Raw genomic sequence first — 15,299 nt, 5'->3', positions numbered from 1 at the left:
GCTCACTTTGGTCCCTCAAAGTGAGTCGCCGAGGGGCGAAAAGGTGACCTGAGCCGAACTCCAATCTACCTGACATCGCATAACTGCTGTGTGACGCAGAGCGTCACGAACGGCATTCCCACGCGGAGCATGGGGACGATAGTCAGCGGAATTTCAGTCCCGTATTCCGGGCTCTTCAGGACGCATATGTCACCATGAGCACCGGGCGTGGAAACGAGCAATCACGATCAAACCCGCGCCTGCACGTTCACCCAATACCGCGTGAAGCGCTGCACGCGTACCGGGAGGGCGAGTTCGAGCATGTCGAGGATGCGCTCGCTGTCGGCCAGCGGGTAGCTGCCGGAAATCAGCAGCCCTGCAACCCTCGCATCGCAATTCAGACGACCGCGGCGGTAGCGACTCAACTCTGCGAGAAAATCCGTCAGCCTCATGCGCGACGCCACCAGCATCCCGTCCGCCCAGGCACCACTGCCTGCGTCCAGCGGACGAACCTTGTCCCAGGCATCGCGGCTGAACGTCACCTGCTGGCTGGCGCGCAGCATCAAGCCCGCTCCGCTCTTGCCGGCAGGGGCTATTTCAAGGGCTCCGGCAAACACGGCCAATTGCGTACGCCCATTCAGCTGACGCAGGTTGAAACGACTGGCGCCTGTCGACGCCCTGACCGTGCCTTGCGCGCTCAACAGGTTCAGCGGGCGCGTGTCCGCCGAGGCCGTCATGAGGATTTCGCCCTGCAGCAGTTCGATCAGGCGCTGCTGCGCATCAAAACGCACATCCACCGCGCTGGCAGTATTCAACTGCACCTGACTGCCGTCGCTCAACGCCACCTTGCGCTGTTCGCCCACACCACTGTCGTAGTCGGCCAGCAAAGGTTGCAGGGCAATCTGCTCGCGCAGGCTCCAGCCCGCTGCCGAGCCTGCGCCGAGCAGCAATAGCAGTTTGAGCGCATGCCGACGGCTGGCGGACTTCGGCGCATTGAGTGCCGCATGCGCCAGCGGCGAGGACAGTCCACTCAGGCGCTGGTTGACCCGCTGCATGTGCGCCCATGCCCGTTGGTGCTCGGCGTTGCCATTGAGCCACAGCTGCCAGGCGTGCTGACGGCGGGCATCCAGCGTGCCTTCCTGCATTTCCAGCAGCCAGCCAACGGCCTGCTGTGCCACGGCAGGCGAGATGTCGGATTTGTTCAGGGACTCGATGTTCGGATTCATAAGGCGAAATAGCAGCGCAGGGCGGCCTTGTGCAGATGGCGCTTGACCGTGGCGATGGAAATACCCAGTTCGGCAGCGATCCGGCCATGGCTCAAACCGTCGACCTGCGACAACAGAAACGCCTGCTTGACCAAGGTCGGCAGGCCGTCCAGCAGTTGATCGAGTTCGACCAGGGTTTCGAGAATGATCGCCCGCTCTTCTTCCGAAGGCGCCACGCGCTCCGGCAGTTCGGCCAGTGCCTGATAGTAGGCATGCTCCAGGTCCTGACGCCGGTAGTGATTGCACAGCACACGCTTGGCAATCGTCGTCAGAAAGGCTCGCGGCTCGACGATTTGCGCTGTATCGCGTGCGCCCAGCACCTTGATAAAGGTGTCCTGCGCCAGGTCCGCCGCGCTGTGCGGGCAGCCGAGCCTGCGCCGCAACCAGGTCGTCAGCCAGGCGTTGTGAGCCCTGTACAGGCCTTCGACAGTGTGATTGAGAGCGGAGTGGGCGACGGGCATCACGGGGGAACAATCCACGGGGACTCATTGGTGGCGTGGATTCTGGCAGACTCTTTTGCGTATGAGAATATTTATCATTAATATTGCGGTTCATTTTTCCCGCCCGGGATCGAAAAAACGCACGGCAAAAGCCAGAACCAGTGTCTTAATGCATGGCGAGAGCGCCTGCGGCTGGGCGGCGGTTGATGAGTATGGGCAGCGGCGAGTCAGCTATTGGCCTAAAGCCGTTCTGTACTCACCCGGTGTCGCCCCCGTGGCTTGACGAAAACGGTTGCTGAAATGGCTGGCGCTGGCGAACCCGCAAGCCAGCGCGATCTCGCCAAGCGGCTTGCCGGTACTGCGCAGCAATTGGCGCGCCTGCTCGATACGCCGCGCCAACAGGTACTGGTGCGGCGGCAACCCGAAGCTTTCGCGAAACATGCGCGCGAAGTGGTATTCCGACAGCGCACACAGGCCGGCCAGTTGGCCAAGGCTCAGCGGGTCGGCGAGATGCATTTCGATGAAATCCACCAGATGCCGGCGCAGATGCGGCGCCAGGCCGCCTTTCAAGCGCAGCCCGTCGCGCAGGCCTGCCTGATTGAGCAGTGCATGGCTGACCATCTCGTGCGCCAGGCTGCTGGTCAGCAGGCGCTCGCCGGGTTCTGCCCAGTTCAGGCGAATCAGCTGCCGGAAGCGTGCGGCTTGTGCGGGGTCTTCCAGAAAGGTGTTTTCCCGCAGTTGCATCTCGCGCGGCTCGCGATCCAGCAGGGTGACGCAGCCAAGCGCAAACTGTTCCGGGCTGAAATACAGATGCGCCAGACGGATCTCGCCGTTCACCACCCAGGCGGACTCATGACCGGCAGGCAAGATGCACAGCTTGCCCGGCGCGCCTTTCTGGTCGGGTCTGCCGCGGCGAAAGGTCCCGGTACCGTCCTCGATATAGCACGACAGGGTATGGTGGGTCGGTGCGTGATATTCCTGCGAGTCGTGCCGATTGTTCCACAACGCCGCCACCAGCCCGTCGCCCAGCGGCGCGCTCTGCTCCAGATTGGCATTGGGTGAACTGTTCAGGGCCTGAAAGACCTGGATGGATTCAATGGCGGACATGACGATTCCTCTAGGATTTGTATCCTACTCGCTGGTGACGCCGCTGCCAGTAGCGCTTGAATCAAATGCGCAAGATTGTGCAAGCGATGGCAGGCCGGCACGCCGCAGACTGATGGCTCATCAAGGAGCCTGCACCATGAACCTCTCGCTTTATCTGCTGACCGTGCTGATCTGGGGCACCACCTGGATCGCCCTGAAACTTCAACTCGGCGATGTCGCGATTCCGGTATCGATCGTCTATCGCTTCGCATTGGCGGCCTTGGTGCTGTTCGCGTTTTTACTGCTGAGCAAGCGGCTGCAACCAGTCAATCGTCGTGGCCAGTTGATCTGTCTGGCGCAGGGCGTGTGCCTGTTCTGCGTCAACTTCATGTGCTTCTACACGGCCAGCCAGTGGATACCCAGCGGCCTGATCGCGGTGGTGTTCTCGACCTCGACGCTGTGGAATGCGCTGAACGCACGGGTGTTCTTTCGCCAGAAAATCGCTGGCAACGTCATGGCCGGTGGCGCGATGGGCCTGCTTGGGTTGGCGTGTCTGTTCTGGCCCGAACTGTCCGGGCACAGCGCCAGCCGCGAGACCCTGATCGGGCTGGGCTTGGCCCTGCTGGGCACGCTGTGCTTCTCGGCGGGCAACATGCTGTCGAGCCTGCAGCAGAAAGCCGGTCTGCGTCCGCTGACCACCAATGCGTGGGGCATGCTCTACGGTGCGACGATACTGGGCATGTATTGCCTGCTGAGTGGCACGCCGTTCAGCTTTGAATGGAACACGCGCTACGTAGGCTCACTGCTGTTCCTGGTGATCCCCGGCTCGGTGATTGCATTCACTGCCTACCTGACCCTGGTAGGACGCATGGGCCCGGAACGCGCGGCTTACTGCACCGTGTTGTTCCCGATTGTGGCGCTGAACATCTCGACGTGGGTCGAAGGCTACCAGTGGACGCTGGCGGCCCTGCTGGGGCTGGGGCTGGTGATGGTCGGCAACGTGCTGGTGTTCAGGAAGGTCAGACCGGTTGCCGTCGTGGTCGGCGGCAAACTGGCCTGAGTCGGTGGTGATCGTGCATTGCCTGCAGATCGGCAGAGGCGTGGCCTCAGCCTTTCCACACCTGCGGGTTGACCAGATCCTGCGGTCGTTCACCGAGCAGCGCACTGCGCAGGTTGCCGTAGGCGCGGTCGGCCATGGCCTGGCGGGTTTCGGTGGTGGCTGAGCCGACGTGCGGCAGGGTCACCGCGTTCTTGAGCTGGAACAGCGGCGATTCGCTCAGCGGCTCTTTTTCGTAGACGTCCAGACCGGCACCGCGAATGGTGCCGTTCTGCAGCGCTTCGATCAGGGCGGGTTCATCGACGATCGGGCCGCGGGCGATGTTGACCAGGATGGCGCCGGGCTTCATCAGGCTCAGCTCGCGGCGGCCGATCAAGTGCTTGGTCTTTTCGCTCAGCGGTACCACCAGGCAGACGAAATCCGCGTCGGCCAGCAACTGGTCCAGGCTGCGAAATTGTGCGCCCAGTTCCTGTTCGAGTTGGGGCTTGCGGCTGTTGCCGCTGTACAGAATCGGCATGTTGAAGCCCAGACGACCACGGCGGGCAATGGCTGCGCCGATGTTGCCCATGCCGACGATACCCAGCGTCTTGCCATGCACATCGGTGCCGAAGTGCGGCGGTTCGATGCTGCGCGTCCATTGTCCGGCCTTGGTATAGGCGTCCAGTTCGGCGACTCGGCGGGCGCTGCTCATGATCAGCGAGAAGCCCAGGTCGGCGGTGCTTTCGGTCAGTACATCCGGCGTGTTGGTCAGCAGAATGCCGCGCTCGCTCAGGTAGTCGACGTCGTAGTTGTCGTAGCCCACCGAGATGCTGGACACCACCTCCAGCCTGGTGGCGCTCTGTAGTTGTTCGCGACCCAGCTTGCGGCCTGCGCCTATAAGGCCGTGGGATTCAGGCAAGGCTTCTGCAAACTGGACGTTGATATCACCCTGCTTGGGGTTGGGCACGATCACGTTGAAATCTTGCGCCAGGCGCTCGGCCATTTCAGGAGAAACACGGCTGAAGGCGAGTACGGTTTTTTTCATTGGGCAGTCACTCTCGAGCGGTTGAATGAGTAGCACGCTAACATTCCTCCCCGCTCTTTGGCAGCCGCTTTTTGCAGTTGTACGATGTCAGTACGATGACTTGAGCGCCTGCACATGCAGATCGGCTTCGTCGGCTGCGAGAATTTCCGGCAGCGAACCGCGCAGGTATTCAACCCAGGTTCTGATCTTTGCATCCAGATACTGGCGTGACGGGTAGATGGCGTACAGGTTCAGCTCTTGCGAGCGGTAATCGGACAACACGCGCACCAGGGTGCCGTTGCGCAGCCCCTCGATCGCCGAGTAGATCGGCAGGATGCCGACCCCCATGCCGCTGGAAATCGCGGTTTTCATCGCATCCGCAGAATTGACCAGCAGCGGCGAGCTGTTGATGGTGACCATCTCCTGACCTTCCGGGCCATCGAATAGCCATTTGTCCAACGGGAACACCGGGCTCACCAGACGCAGGCACGCATGATTCAGCAGGTCGGCAGGCTTGTGGGCCATGCCGAAGGTTTTCACGTACTCGGGGGACGCGCACACGATGCTGTAGGTAATGCCCAGGCGCTGAGACACAAAGCCCGAGTCGGCCAGTTCGCTGGCGAGCACGATCGACACGTCATAGCCTTCTTCCAGCAAGTCCGGCACGCGGTGGGTCATGGTCAGGTCGAACGCCACGTCCGGGTGGTTGCGCCGGTAACGGGCAATGGCGTCGATCACATAATGCTGGCCGACGCCCGGCATCGAATGCATCTTGAGCTGCCCGGCCGGGCGGGCATGAGCGTCGCTGGCTTCGGCCTCGGCTTCTTCCACCGAGGCGAGAATCTGCTCGCAGCGCAACAGATAACGCTTGCCTGCTTCGGTGAGGGCAATGCGCCGGGTGGTGCGATTGAGCAGGCGCGTCTGTAAATGCGCTTCAAGGTTGGAGACCGCACGCGAGACGTTGGCGGTGGTGGTATCCAGCACGGCGGCGGCAGCAGTGAAGCTGCCCGCTTGCGCCACGCAGCTGAAGGCACGCATGTTTTGCAGGGTGTCCATGGGTACTTCTCTGAGTAGATGGCAAATTGTGACATGAAGTAACGGATGCATGTATCCAGACCAAAGGATTATCGCCGTTTCAGTAACAAAGATTCACAAATCTCCCTGCTTATCGCCGCATCGAGCGCCGCCTAGAATCGCCGCCATTCAAGGTGTGTCACCTTCGTTCGGGAACTTGCAGCTGTGCCGCGTCGCATCATCAGAGGGCTCTGGCCCGTCGGTATTCTGGCTTTTACGCTGGTCATCAGCGGCTGTATCGGAACACATGGAATCAAATCGCAGGGCAGTCTCCTGCACGCTGACAGCCTGGCCACCGATCAGGCGATCCAGAGCGCCGCCCTCGACGCCCATTGGCCCGCAGCGCAATGGTGGCGTGCCTACGGCGACGCGCAACTGGACCGCTGGGTCGAGATCGCGACGCTGGGCAGCCCGAGTCTGGCACTTGCCGCGGCTCGTGTGCGCCAGGCAAGGGCGATGGCGCAGGTCGCCGAGTCTGCCGAGTCCGTGCAGTTGCAGGGCAACGCCAGCCTGATGCGTCACGACTGGCCCGAGGATCAGTTTTATGGTCCCGGAGCGCTGGCCGATACTCGCACCTGGGACAACAATGCGTCGCTGGGCTTGAGCTACGCGCTGGACCTGTGGGGACGTGAACGCAACGCCAGCGAGCAGGCCGTTGATCTGGCGCATGTGAGTGCTGCCGAGCAGCGTCAGGCGCAGCTCGAATTGCAGGAAAACGTGGTCCGCGCCTATATCCAGCTGTCCCTCGACTACGCCCGACTGGATATCGCCGAAGCGGCCCTGGCCCAGCAGCAACAGATACTCGACCTGGCGCAGCGCCGCCTCAAGGGCGGGATCGGCACGCACTTCGACGTCAGTCAGGCCGAAACCCCGCTGCCTGAGGCGCATCGGCAGATCGACGCGCTGCAAGAGGCCATTGCCCTGAGTCGCAACCAGTTGGCCGCGCTGGCAGGCAAGGGGCCGGGGCAGGGCGCGGCCTTGCAGCGGCCTGCGCTGTCGTTGCACACCGCACTGACATTGCCCTCGGCACTGCCTGCCGAACTGCTGGGTCAGCGACCTGACGTGGTGGCTGCGCGCTGGCAGGTGGCGGCGCAGGCACGCGGTATCGACGTTGCACATGGCGGCTTTTATCCCAATGTCGATCTGGTCGGCAGCCTGAGTTACATGGCCACGGGCGGCGGCGTGCTGGAGTTTCTGACCGGCAGCAAGCTGGGCTACAAGGTCGGGCCGGCCATCAGCCTGCCGATTTTCGACGCTGGACGCTTGCGGGCGGAGCTGGGGCGGGCGTCGGCTGCTTATGATCAGGCCGTGGCGCATTACAACCAGACGCTGGTGATGGCGCTGAAAAGTGTCTCCGACCAGTTGATTCGGCGCGCCTCGATGGACAAGCAGCAGGCACTCGCCGCCGAGTCGGTGGCGTCGGCGCAAAAGACCTACGACATTGCCCTGATCGCCTGGCAGCGCGGCCTGACCGATTACCTGAACGTGCTCAATGCGCGCACGCAACTGTTCCGCCAGCAACAGGTTCAGCAACAGGTCGAGGCCGCGCGACTGGAAGCCTACGCCGGGCTGGTGGTGGCGCTGGGCGGTGACGGGTATGGCAATGGTCATTCCGCACACACCGCCGAGTCCGGGGGCGGGCAATGATCGCCGCTCTGCAACGCATCACCGACCTGCCGTGGCGTCGCGAATTGCACAGTTGGGCGCGCAGTGACGGGGTGACCTGGGTTTACATCTTCAAGGTGTTGCTCGCCGCATTCCTCACCTACTGGCTGGCACTGCGCCTGGAACTGCCACAGCCGCATACGGCGATGATCACGGTGTTCATCGTCATGCAGCCGCAGAGCGGACAGGTGTTCGCCAAGAGTTTTTATCGCCTGCTGGGGACGCTGGCGGGGTCGGCGATGATGGTGCTGTTGATGGCCCTGTTTGCGCAGAATCCGCTGCCGTTTCTCGGCAGTCTCGCGCTCTGGGTCGGCCTGTGTTCGGCCGGCGCGGCGCGCTATCGCAACTTTCGCGCTTATGGCTTTGTGCTGGCCGGGTACACGGCAGCCATGGTCGGGCTGCCTGCGCTGGCGCATCCGGAAGGTTCGTTCATGTCGGCGGTGTGGCGGGTACTGGAAATCACCCTGGGGATCCTGTGTTCCACGGCCATCAGCGCCGCGGTGCTGCCGCAGAGTTCCAGCGCTGCGATGCGCAACGCGCTGTATCTGCGCTTCGGCGGGTTCGCCCGCTTCGTGGTCAACGGCCTGCGCGGCGACATTTCACGCAATGAATTCGAAACCGGCAACGTACGCTTTGTGGCCGAAGCCATCGGCCTGGAAGGGCTGCGCAGCGTCACGGTATTCGAAGACCCGCACATGCGTCGCCGCAACGGTCGACTCAACCGCTTGAACAGCGAATTCATGACCGTCACCACGCGCTTCAATGCCCTGCACCAATTGCTCGAGCGTTTGCGTCTCGAACAGGCCGATCAGGTGTTGACGCATATCGATCCCGGTCTTGAACACCTTGCAGAGCTGCTCGACGGATTCGCCGACCGCGCCTTGACCAACGATGACGCGGCGCTGCTGGTCACGCGTCTGGAGTCGTACAGGGCGCAGTTTCCCGCGCAGGTCAGAAGCCTGCGCGCCGAGCTGGAGCACACCCTGCCGAGCGACGCCGAACGACTGGACTTCCACACCTCGTTCGAGCTGCTGTACCGGCTGCTCAGCGAGTTGCTCGACTACGCACGAACCCATGCATCGCTGGCCGATCACAGCCATGAGCGTGAACAGTGGAAGGGCTCGTTCGTAGCGCGTACCCACTGGATGACCGCGCTGGCAGCCGGCGCCCGGGCGACCTGCGTGGTCGGGCTGATGAGTGTGTATTGGGTGCTGACGGCGTGGCCCAGCGGCGCGAGCATGGTCCTGGCCTCGGCGGCCACCGTTGCGCTGTCGTCGACCACCCACAACCCCAGGCGCATGTCGCTGCAGATGGCCGGCGGTACATTGCTCGGCGCGCTGTCGGGCTTTCTCGAAACGTTTTTTCTGTTCCCGCACATCGACGGTTTTCCGCTGCTGTGCCTGCTGTTGACCCCGGTGTTTGTGCTCGGCGCGTACCTGGGCTCACGTCCACAGTGGACGGGATACGGCCTGGGGTTGCTGATTTTTTTCAGCCTGGGCTCGGTGCCGGACAACCTGACGGTCTACGACCCCTACACCTTCATCAACAATTACATCGCGATGGTCATCGGCATGCTGATCTGTGCCGCTGCCGGGGCAATTATCCTGCCGCCCAACAGCCGCTGGATGTGGCGGCGCCTGGAGCAGGCCTTGCGCAATCAGGTGGTGTTTGCGATCAGCGCGCCGCTCAAGCGTCTGGGCTCAAGCTTCGAAAGCCAGACTCGCGACCTTATGCATCAGGCGTACGGCCTGGCGATCGGCAAACCGCTGGTACAGCGCGAGCTGTTGCGCTGGATGTTCGTGGTGCTGGAAATCGGCCACGCCATTATCGAGCTGCGCCATGAACAGGCGCTGCTGCCGATTCACCCTGCCTACGCCGAGTACCAGCCCTGGCGCATCGCGCTGCGAGTCATGGGGCGCGCCTTGGTGCGCCTGTTCATCCAGCCTGACGCGGTCAATCTGCAGCGCTGTCTGCTGGCCGTCGATCAGGCCATCAAACGGGTGCAGGAGGCCGATGAACCCTTCGCCTCGCATTTCGATACGTCGGTGCTGCGCCGGGTAAAAAGCTACCTGCACTTTATCCGCACGTCGCTGCTGGACCCGCAATCGCCGCTGGCCGCTTACAGCGTTGCGCGAAACGCTTCAGGAGTCGTCCATGCCGCCGCGTGAAATAGCCTTCCACGGCCTGTACATGCCGACCCTCACGCTGATCTTTCTGCTGGCCGTGGTTCTGGCATGGGCGCTGGATCGACTGCTGGCCGGTTTTGACCTGTATCGGCATTTCTGGCACCCGGCCCTGCTGCGTCTGAGCCTGTTTATCTGCATCTTCGGCGCGTTGGCGCTGCCCCTTTATCGTTGACGCCTGAGTCGGGAAAAATCTCTGGATGAAAAAGTTCTTCAGTCTGTTTGCCACGTTGCTGGTGCTGGCAATCGCGCTCTGGATCGGTCGCGCGTTATGGGTCGACTACATGGATACGCCCTGGACTCGCGATGGTCGGGTACGCGCCGACATCATCAACGTGGCTGCCGATGTGTCCGGCACCGTGGTCGATGTCCCGGTGCATGATAACCAGTGGGTAAAGCGTGGCGATCTGCTGATGCAGATCGACCCGGATCATTACCGGATCGCCGTGAAGCAGGCGCAGGCGTTGCTCGCTTCACGCAAGGCAACCTGGGAGATGCGCAAACTGAATGCCAGGCGGCGTGCCGATATGGATGAGCTGGTCATCTCGGCAGAAAATCGTGACGACGCGAGCAACGTAGCCACCTCGGCCCTGGCCGATTACCAGTTGGCCCAGGCGCAACTGGAGGCGGCCGAGCTTAACCTGGCACGCACGCGGGTACTGGCGGCGGTGGACGGTTACGTCACCAACCTCAATGTGCATCGTGGTGACTATGCGCGCATCGGCGAAGCGAAGATGGCCGTGGTCGACATGAACTCGTTCTGGGTCTACGGCTTCTTCGAGGAAACCAAGTTGCCGCACCTGAAAGTGGGCGACCCTGCGGACCTGCAACTGATGAGCGGCGAGGTGCTCAAGGGCCATGTCGAAAGCATCGCCCGCGGCATCTACGACCGTGACAACCCGCAAAGCCGCGAACTGATCGCCGACGTGAACCCGACCTTCAACTGGGTGCGCCTGGCCCAGCGCGTGCCGGTGCGTATCCACCTCGATCAAGTACCGCAGGATGTATTGCTGGCGGCGGGGATGACCTGCACGGTGATTGTCAGGCCGGTAGACGGCTGATACTTGAGGACGCAGAGCGTCCAGAACGGCATGCCAACGCGGAGCATTGGCACGATAGTGACAAGGCTCGGCTACAGATCAGCGTTCAGCCCAAAGCGTTTTCTCAGGCCCATATCCAGCAGACCTTTGGGCAGCAACCACGCCATCAGCGGCAGCAGGCTTGAGCCGTTGCCCAAGCGCAGCAGGCGCGGCGGATGGGCGTGTTGCACGGCCTTGAGCAGGTCGCGAGCGAATTCCGTGGCGGGAGTAGGATTGTCCAGAGAAGCCCTGGCGCGTGCACGAATGCCTTCGCGAATCGGCCACCACGGCGATTGTTCGCTGATCAACTGCTCGGCTTCGTGGCTGGCGTTCTGTGCAAAGCTCGACGCGATCGCGCCGGGCTGAACCTCCATCACCTGTACGCCGAACGGCGCCAGCTCCAGACGCAGTGCATCACTGAGCGCATGCACCGCCGCCTTGGAGGCGCAATAAGCCCCTGCGAACGGCGTGACCAGCACGCCGGATACGCTGCCGATGTTCACCACCAGACCCTTGTTGCGGCGCAGTGCCGGAAACAACGCCCGGGTCACCCCCACCACGGAAAATACATTGGTTTCGAACTGCCGCTGCAAGGCCTGCACACCGCCGTCGAGCAGGGGACCCATCGCGCCATAGCCCGCGTTGTTGATCAACACATCCAGGCCGCTGTGCGCCAGACCGGCGGCCAGTTGCTCCAGCGCCAGGCTGTCGTTGACGTCCAGTTGTACGGCGATGAAACCGGCTGCACTGAGTGCCGCGACATCGTCGGCCTTGCGCGCAGTGGCCCAGACTTCATAGCCGGTGGCCTTGAACGCGTCGGCCAGAGCACGGCCGATTCCGCTGGAACAGCCTGTAATCAAAGCGATGGGCATGGGGGATCCTTGTGGTCAGTCCGAAAAACTGCCTTGTAGATGTTCTGCGCGAAATTCCAGGGTCTGCGGGCGGTACCCGTTACGCAGTGCCGGCACCGGCACGCAATCCTGCCACGTGCCATTGGCCTGAAGTTCACCGGGGCCGCGATAGCGTGCGGACGCGTAGGTGTTGTCGGTCAGATTCACCGAATCACCGGGCGCATAGGCCGCGATCCGCCAACGCAGTTCCTGCAGGGTGACCTGATTGGTGTTGGTGATGCTGACCTGCAACGGACGATCTGCCGGGCAGCCTTGCGGGTTGTAACTCAGGCGGATATCCAGACGCTCAAGCTGGCGCGTTTCCCGACTGTCCTGCCAGATGACGATAGCCGCCACCGCGCCGAGCGCGACCGCCGCAGCCAGCGAGACGGGCATGGCCTTCGCCGGGTAGCGGAGCAGGAGGATCAGCCAGGTGAGGATTAACAGGATGCCGATCAACATGCGGCGGGTCTCCAGCAAGATGCAATGTCAGAGATACTACAGACATTAAGCAGGCGTTGACCAATGGGTAAGGCATCGGCGCGGAGAGCGCTGCAGTCTGCCCTTGTTGTGCCACTGTCATAAGTGTCAGTAGGCGCTACGGCGCCACTTATCTAGAGTGTGGGACAGCGGGAATCTTCCAGCTTCGTCGGACTTATGCAGGTGCCAGTCATGGTTGAACGCTCGATTGCCCTTCATCAGCACACGCCTGCATTACAGTTGGTGGACCCGCGCGGCTTGCCTGTGGCGTCGATTTTGCTGCATCGCTCAAGCATCGACCACGAGCCGGAACTCCGTACCAGCCAGGCGTCATTCGACCTTGCCAGTCGACCTGTCAGCCATTGGGATCCGCGCCTGTGGGCTGATCGGGCACCTGCCAATCTCAGCGTCATTCATTCGCTCGGCGGTCGGGTTCTGGCCAGCGACAGTGTGGACGCTGGCTGGCGAGTGTTGCTGGCGGGGGAGGCCGGGCAGGTAGTGGAAGCCTGGGACGCTCGGGGCGTTGTGCGACGTACTCAGTACGATGCGCTGCTAAGGCCCACCGAAGTTTTTGAAGATGAGCACTGCGTTGAGCGCTTGCTTTATGGCGGCCCTGACTCGACCGCATATAACCAGTGCGGTCAGTTGATTCGTCATGATGATCCGGCAGGTACGCGGCTTGACGATGCGTATGGTCTTTCGGGAAGTGTTATTCGTCAAACGCGGCGCTTTCTGCACTCTGCCAATGAGCCTGACTGGCCCGCGTCGCTGGCCGGGCGTGATGCCTTGCTGGAACCCGGCGACGGCGCAACCACCTGCTGGCACTACAACCCGTTGAACGAAACAATTCGGCAAATCGATGCGCAGGGCAATGTTCAGTTGCTGGATTACACCGTTGCGGGGCAGTTGAAAAACAGTCGTTTGCAACTGAACTGTCAGGCTGAACAGGTTTTGGTCAGTGCCATTCAATACGACGCGCAGCAGCGGGTGGTGTCGGAAACGGCTGGTAATGGTGTGATCAGCACGGCGCTCTATGCCACTGAAGACGGTCGTCTACTGGAGTTGAATGCCAGGCATGGCAATGGGCCGATGTTGCAGGACTTGCTCTACGGCTACGATCCCGTTGGCAATGTCATCCGTATCGAGGACCGCGCTCAGTCAACGGCTTATAACCGCAATCAGCGCATCGACCCTGTTTCGGCCTATGGCTACGACACGCTGTACCAACTGATCGAAGCCACAGGTCGGGAATCAGCGGTCGTCAATCACGGTCCGGTGTTTCCGGGTTTTCAAAGCCCTGCCGACCCTGCGCAACTGGCCAATTACACCCAGACCTACCGCTACGACGCGGGTGGCAACCTGCAACAGCTTACCCATACAGGCGCGCAGTCCCATTCGCGAACGCTGGTGACTGCGCGTTACAGCAACCGCAGTCTGCCGGTGATCAATGACCATATACCCGGTGAAGCTGAAATTGCTGCAGCCTTCGACGCCAATGGCAATTTGCTCGCCCTGCAAGCCGGGCAAGATCTGAGTTGGGATCGACGCAACCAGCTGCAGCAAGTGCGTCCAGTGGTTCGTGAATCCGGCAATGATGACAGCGAACGCTACAGCTACGACGCCAGCGGCCAGCGCCTGCGCAAGGTGCGTACCACGCAAGCCAAAACCATTACCCATACGGCCGATGTGCGTTACCTGCCCGGTCTTGAAATCCGTACCGATACGGCCACTGGCGAAACCCTGCACGTTGTTGTGGCCCAGGCCGGGCGCAATAACGTGCGCGTGCTGCATTGGGCGTCTGGAAAGCCCGACGCGCTTGAAAATGATCAGACTCGCTACACAGTGAACGACCACCTGGGGTCCGGCACGCTTGAACTGGACGCGCAGGGGCAACTGATCAGTCAGGAAAGTTACTACCCGTTTGGCGGAACATCATGGTGGGCAGGTCGAAATGCCATCGAAGCGAACTACAAGACCGTGCGTTACTCGGGCAAGGAACGCGATGCGACGGGGCTTTATTATTACGGGATGCGGTATTACGCGCCGTGGTTACAGCGCTGGATCAATCCGGACCCGGCTGGGCTTGAAGACGGGCTTAATCTATACGGTATGTTGAGAAACAATCCGCTCACCTTCATCGACGCTGCGGGAGAAGTCGCTGAAATCCCCAAGCATATTCATTACATCTGGTTGGGCGCTGCGGAACCACTGATGAAGCACCTGGGAGGGATTGAAAACACTTCTGTGCTGAACCCTGACTATCAATTGACGCTGCATCTGCATCTGGACCTGCGAAAGGGTGATGAAACGGAAATAGTTGCAGCGCTGCGCGGGCGAAGGAACGTCCATATTTCCGATCTCAGGGAAGAAGAATTTTTCAGAAAATTCCAGAAAACCCCGTCGTACGAGATTTATAAGGATTTGTATGGGGATGACCCTCGACACTACTCTGCAGCCAGTGACGTGCTTCGCTACAGCTTGATCAACCATTATGGCGGTATTTATTCGGACACGGACGACATGTTCAAGCGCGGTGTCAGGGATACCGATTTCATTCCCAAGCCCAAGAGGATTTTCACGATGCGCCCGACGGACACACCTTGGAACCGGGATGAAATCGTGATTAACAATAATTCGTTCGCGTCACCTGCCAACAATCCGGTGCTGAGCACCTTGGAAAAGGAGATCGTCGACCGGTACAGCGTTTATCGTGAGACTGGCCTTGGCGCAGTGCTCAGTAGCACCGCCGATGTGAATGACAGGATGAGAATCGTTTCTGCTGTCACGGGGCCCAGGGTGTTCACAGAGGTATTGCTTAAAGAGGGGCGCGGGCTGAGCAAGCTGTTTTCAACGATGATCGATCACCATATTAAAGGTAAACCATTAAAAAACCCGAAGCGTTATCAGGCAGAAGCCCAAAAAAGAATGCCACTCTCGAACTTCATAAACATGGGAGGCAGCCACTCATGGAAATAGCGCCGGTGAGGCCGTATGAGCAACCTGAATATGAGAACCATCTGTTACAGGGCAATGATGGTCTGGATCTCACGATAAAAAGCCCTCGACAACACGTTGCGGGTAAGGCTACGCAACGTGTT

General features: G+C 61.1%; 13 protein-coding genes. 6 read left to right on the top strand and 7 right to left on the bottom strand.

Translation table 11 applies throughout. The annotated features are described in order from the left end of the window. Nucleotides 1–227 precede the first annotated feature (227 nt). The 3 genes from QRN50_RS09875 to QRN50_RS09865 all read right to left on the bottom strand — a co-directional run bounded on the left by QRN50_RS09875 (nucleotide 228) and on the right by QRN50_RS09865 (nucleotide 2,791). Entirely contained in the window at nucleotides 228–1,205 is a 978-nt protein-coding gene (locus tag QRN50_RS09875; protein WP_096127340.1) for a FecR domain-containing protein, read from the bottom strand. Further along, complete coding sequence (locus QRN50_RS09870; RefSeq protein WP_024641427.1) at nucleotides 1,202–1,705, bottom strand: sigma-70 family RNA polymerase sigma factor; 504 nt, start codon at nucleotides 1,703–1,705, stop codon at nucleotides 1,202–1,204. The genes QRN50_RS09875 and QRN50_RS09870 overlap by 4 nt, the downstream gene beginning before the upstream one ends. Nucleotides 1,706–1,915: 210 nt before the next feature. Further along, complete coding sequence (locus tag QRN50_RS09865) at nucleotides 1,916–2,791, bottom strand: AraC family transcriptional regulator (RefSeq protein ID WP_024641428.1); 876 nt, start codon at nucleotides 2,789–2,791, stop codon at nucleotides 1,916–1,918. A gap of 136 nt (nucleotides 2,792–2,927) precedes the next feature. On the opposite strand from QRN50_RS09865, the gene QRN50_RS09860 reads away from it, so the two are divergent. Continuing rightward, entirely contained in the window at nucleotides 2,928–3,830 is a 903-nt protein-coding gene (locus tag QRN50_RS09860; RefSeq protein WP_024661101.1) for a DMT family transporter, read from the top strand. A gap of 46 nt (nucleotides 3,831–3,876) precedes the next feature. Here the strand turns inward: QRN50_RS09860 and QRN50_RS09855 are convergent, their stop codons facing one another. Next, entirely contained in the window at nucleotides 3,877–4,851 is a 975-nt protein-coding gene (locus tag QRN50_RS09855) for a 2-hydroxyacid dehydrogenase (protein ID WP_096127339.1), read from the bottom strand. 87 nt (nucleotides 4,852–4,938) lie between these two features. Next, nucleotides 4,939–5,886, bottom strand: a complete 948-nt coding sequence (locus QRN50_RS09850) for a LysR family transcriptional regulator (protein WP_004406777.1) — start codon at nucleotides 5,884–5,886, stop codon at nucleotides 4,939–4,941. Between the two features lie 183 nt (nucleotides 5,887–6,069). On the opposite strand from QRN50_RS09850, the gene QRN50_RS09845 reads away from it, so the two are divergent. Genes QRN50_RS09845 through QRN50_RS09830 form a run of 4 tightly spaced genes read left to right on the top strand, consistent with a single transcriptional unit; the run spans nucleotide 6,070 to nucleotide 10,813 of the window. Next, a complete protein-coding gene (locus QRN50_RS09845; protein ID WP_096127338.1) occupies nucleotides 6,070–7,551 on the top strand; it encodes an efflux transporter outer membrane subunit in 1,482 nt (493 codons plus the stop codon). Then, complete coding sequence (locus QRN50_RS09840; protein WP_096104364.1) at nucleotides 7,548–9,737, top strand: FUSC family protein; 2,190 nt, start codon at nucleotides 7,548–7,550, stop codon at nucleotides 9,735–9,737. The genes QRN50_RS09845 and QRN50_RS09840 overlap by 4 nt, the downstream gene beginning before the upstream one ends. After that, entirely contained in the window at nucleotides 9,724–9,927 is a 204-nt protein-coding gene (locus tag QRN50_RS09835) for a DUF1656 domain-containing protein (RefSeq protein ID WP_004406774.1), read from the top strand. The genes QRN50_RS09840 and QRN50_RS09835 overlap by 14 nt, the downstream gene beginning before the upstream one ends. 25 nt (nucleotides 9,928–9,952) lie before the next feature. Then, complete coding sequence (locus tag QRN50_RS09830; RefSeq protein ID WP_060400103.1) at nucleotides 9,953–10,813, top strand: efflux RND transporter periplasmic adaptor subunit; 861 nt, start codon at nucleotides 9,953–9,955, stop codon at nucleotides 10,811–10,813. Nucleotides 10,814–10,884: 71 nt separating this feature from the next. Here QRN50_RS09830 and QRN50_RS09825 read toward each other — a convergent pair whose 3' ends face one another. Beyond that, nucleotides 10,885–11,703 carry an SDR family oxidoreductase gene (locus QRN50_RS09825; RefSeq protein ID WP_060400102.1) on the bottom strand — a complete coding sequence of 273 codons (819 nt, stop codon included), beginning with the start codon at nucleotides 11,701–11,703 and terminating at the stop codon, nucleotides 10,885–10,887. A 15-nt stretch (nucleotides 11,704–11,718) separates the two neighbouring features. Then, a complete protein-coding gene (locus tag QRN50_RS09820; protein ID WP_024640528.1) occupies nucleotides 11,719–12,183 on the bottom strand; it encodes a hypothetical protein in 465 nt (154 codons plus the stop codon). A 210-nt stretch (nucleotides 12,184–12,393) separates the two neighbouring features. Here QRN50_RS09820 and QRN50_RS09815 point away from each other — a divergent pair, with 210 nt between their 5' ends. Beyond that, nucleotides 12,394–15,177, top strand: coding sequence for an RHS repeat-associated core domain-containing protein (locus tag QRN50_RS09815; protein ID WP_096127341.1), 2,784 nt, complete (start codon nucleotides 12,394–12,396; stop codon nucleotides 15,175–15,177). Nucleotides 15,178–15,299: the final 122 nt, after the last annotated feature.

The organism is Pseudomonas sp. MEJ108, assembly GCF_030208985.1.
In the GTDB taxonomy this organism is placed as follows: Bacteria; Pseudomonadota; Gammaproteobacteria; order Pseudomonadales; family Pseudomonadaceae; genus Aquipseudomonas; species Aquipseudomonas fragariae.
This window is presented reverse-complemented; position numbering and strand designations above follow the sequence as displayed.

What these genes read in the sequence shown, in the direction of transcription:
- QRN50_RS09870 (WP_024641427.1), bottom strand. Translation starts at nt 1,705, where the DNA reads ATGCCCGTCGCCCACTCCGCTCTCAATCACACTGTCGAAGGCCTGTAC.
- QRN50_RS09855 (WP_096127339.1), bottom strand. Translation starts at nt 4,851, where the DNA reads ATGAAAAAAACCGTACTCGCCTTCAGCCGTGTTTCTCCTGAAATGGCC.
- QRN50_RS09825 (WP_060400102.1), bottom strand. Translation starts at nt 11,703, where the DNA reads ATGCCCATCGCTTTGATTACAGGCTGTTCCAGCGGAATCGGCCGTGCT.
- QRN50_RS09835 (WP_004406774.1), top strand. Translation starts at nt 9,724, where the DNA reads ATGCCGCCGCGTGAAATAGCCTTCCACGGCCTGTACATGCCGACCCTC.
- QRN50_RS09860 (WP_024661101.1), top strand. Translation starts at nt 2,928, where the DNA reads ATGAACCTCTCGCTTTATCTGCTGACCGTGCTGATCTGGGGCACCACC.
- QRN50_RS09875 (WP_096127340.1), bottom strand. Translation starts at nt 1,205, where the DNA reads ATGAATCCGAACATCGAGTCCCTGAACAAATCCGACATCTCGCCTGCC.
- QRN50_RS09865 (WP_024641428.1), bottom strand. Translation starts at nt 2,791, where the DNA reads ATGTCCGCCATTGAATCCATCCAGGTCTTTCAGGCCCTGAACAGTTCA.
- QRN50_RS09830 (WP_060400103.1), top strand. Translation starts at nt 9,953, where the DNA reads ATGAAAAAGTTCTTCAGTCTGTTTGCCACGTTGCTGGTGCTGGCAATC.
- QRN50_RS09815 (WP_096127341.1), top strand. Translation starts at nt 12,394, where the DNA reads ATGGTTGAACGCTCGATTGCCCTTCATCAGCACACGCCTGCATTACAG.
- QRN50_RS09820 (WP_024640528.1), bottom strand. Translation starts at nt 12,183, where the DNA reads ATGTTGATCGGCATCCTGTTAATCCTCACCTGGCTGATCCTCCTGCTC.
- QRN50_RS09850 (WP_004406777.1), bottom strand. Translation starts at nt 5,886, where the DNA reads ATGGACACCCTGCAAAACATGCGTGCCTTCAGCTGCGTGGCGCAAGCG.
- QRN50_RS09840 (WP_096104364.1), top strand. Translation starts at nt 7,548, where the DNA reads ATGATCGCCGCTCTGCAACGCATCACCGACCTGCCGTGGCGTCGCGAA.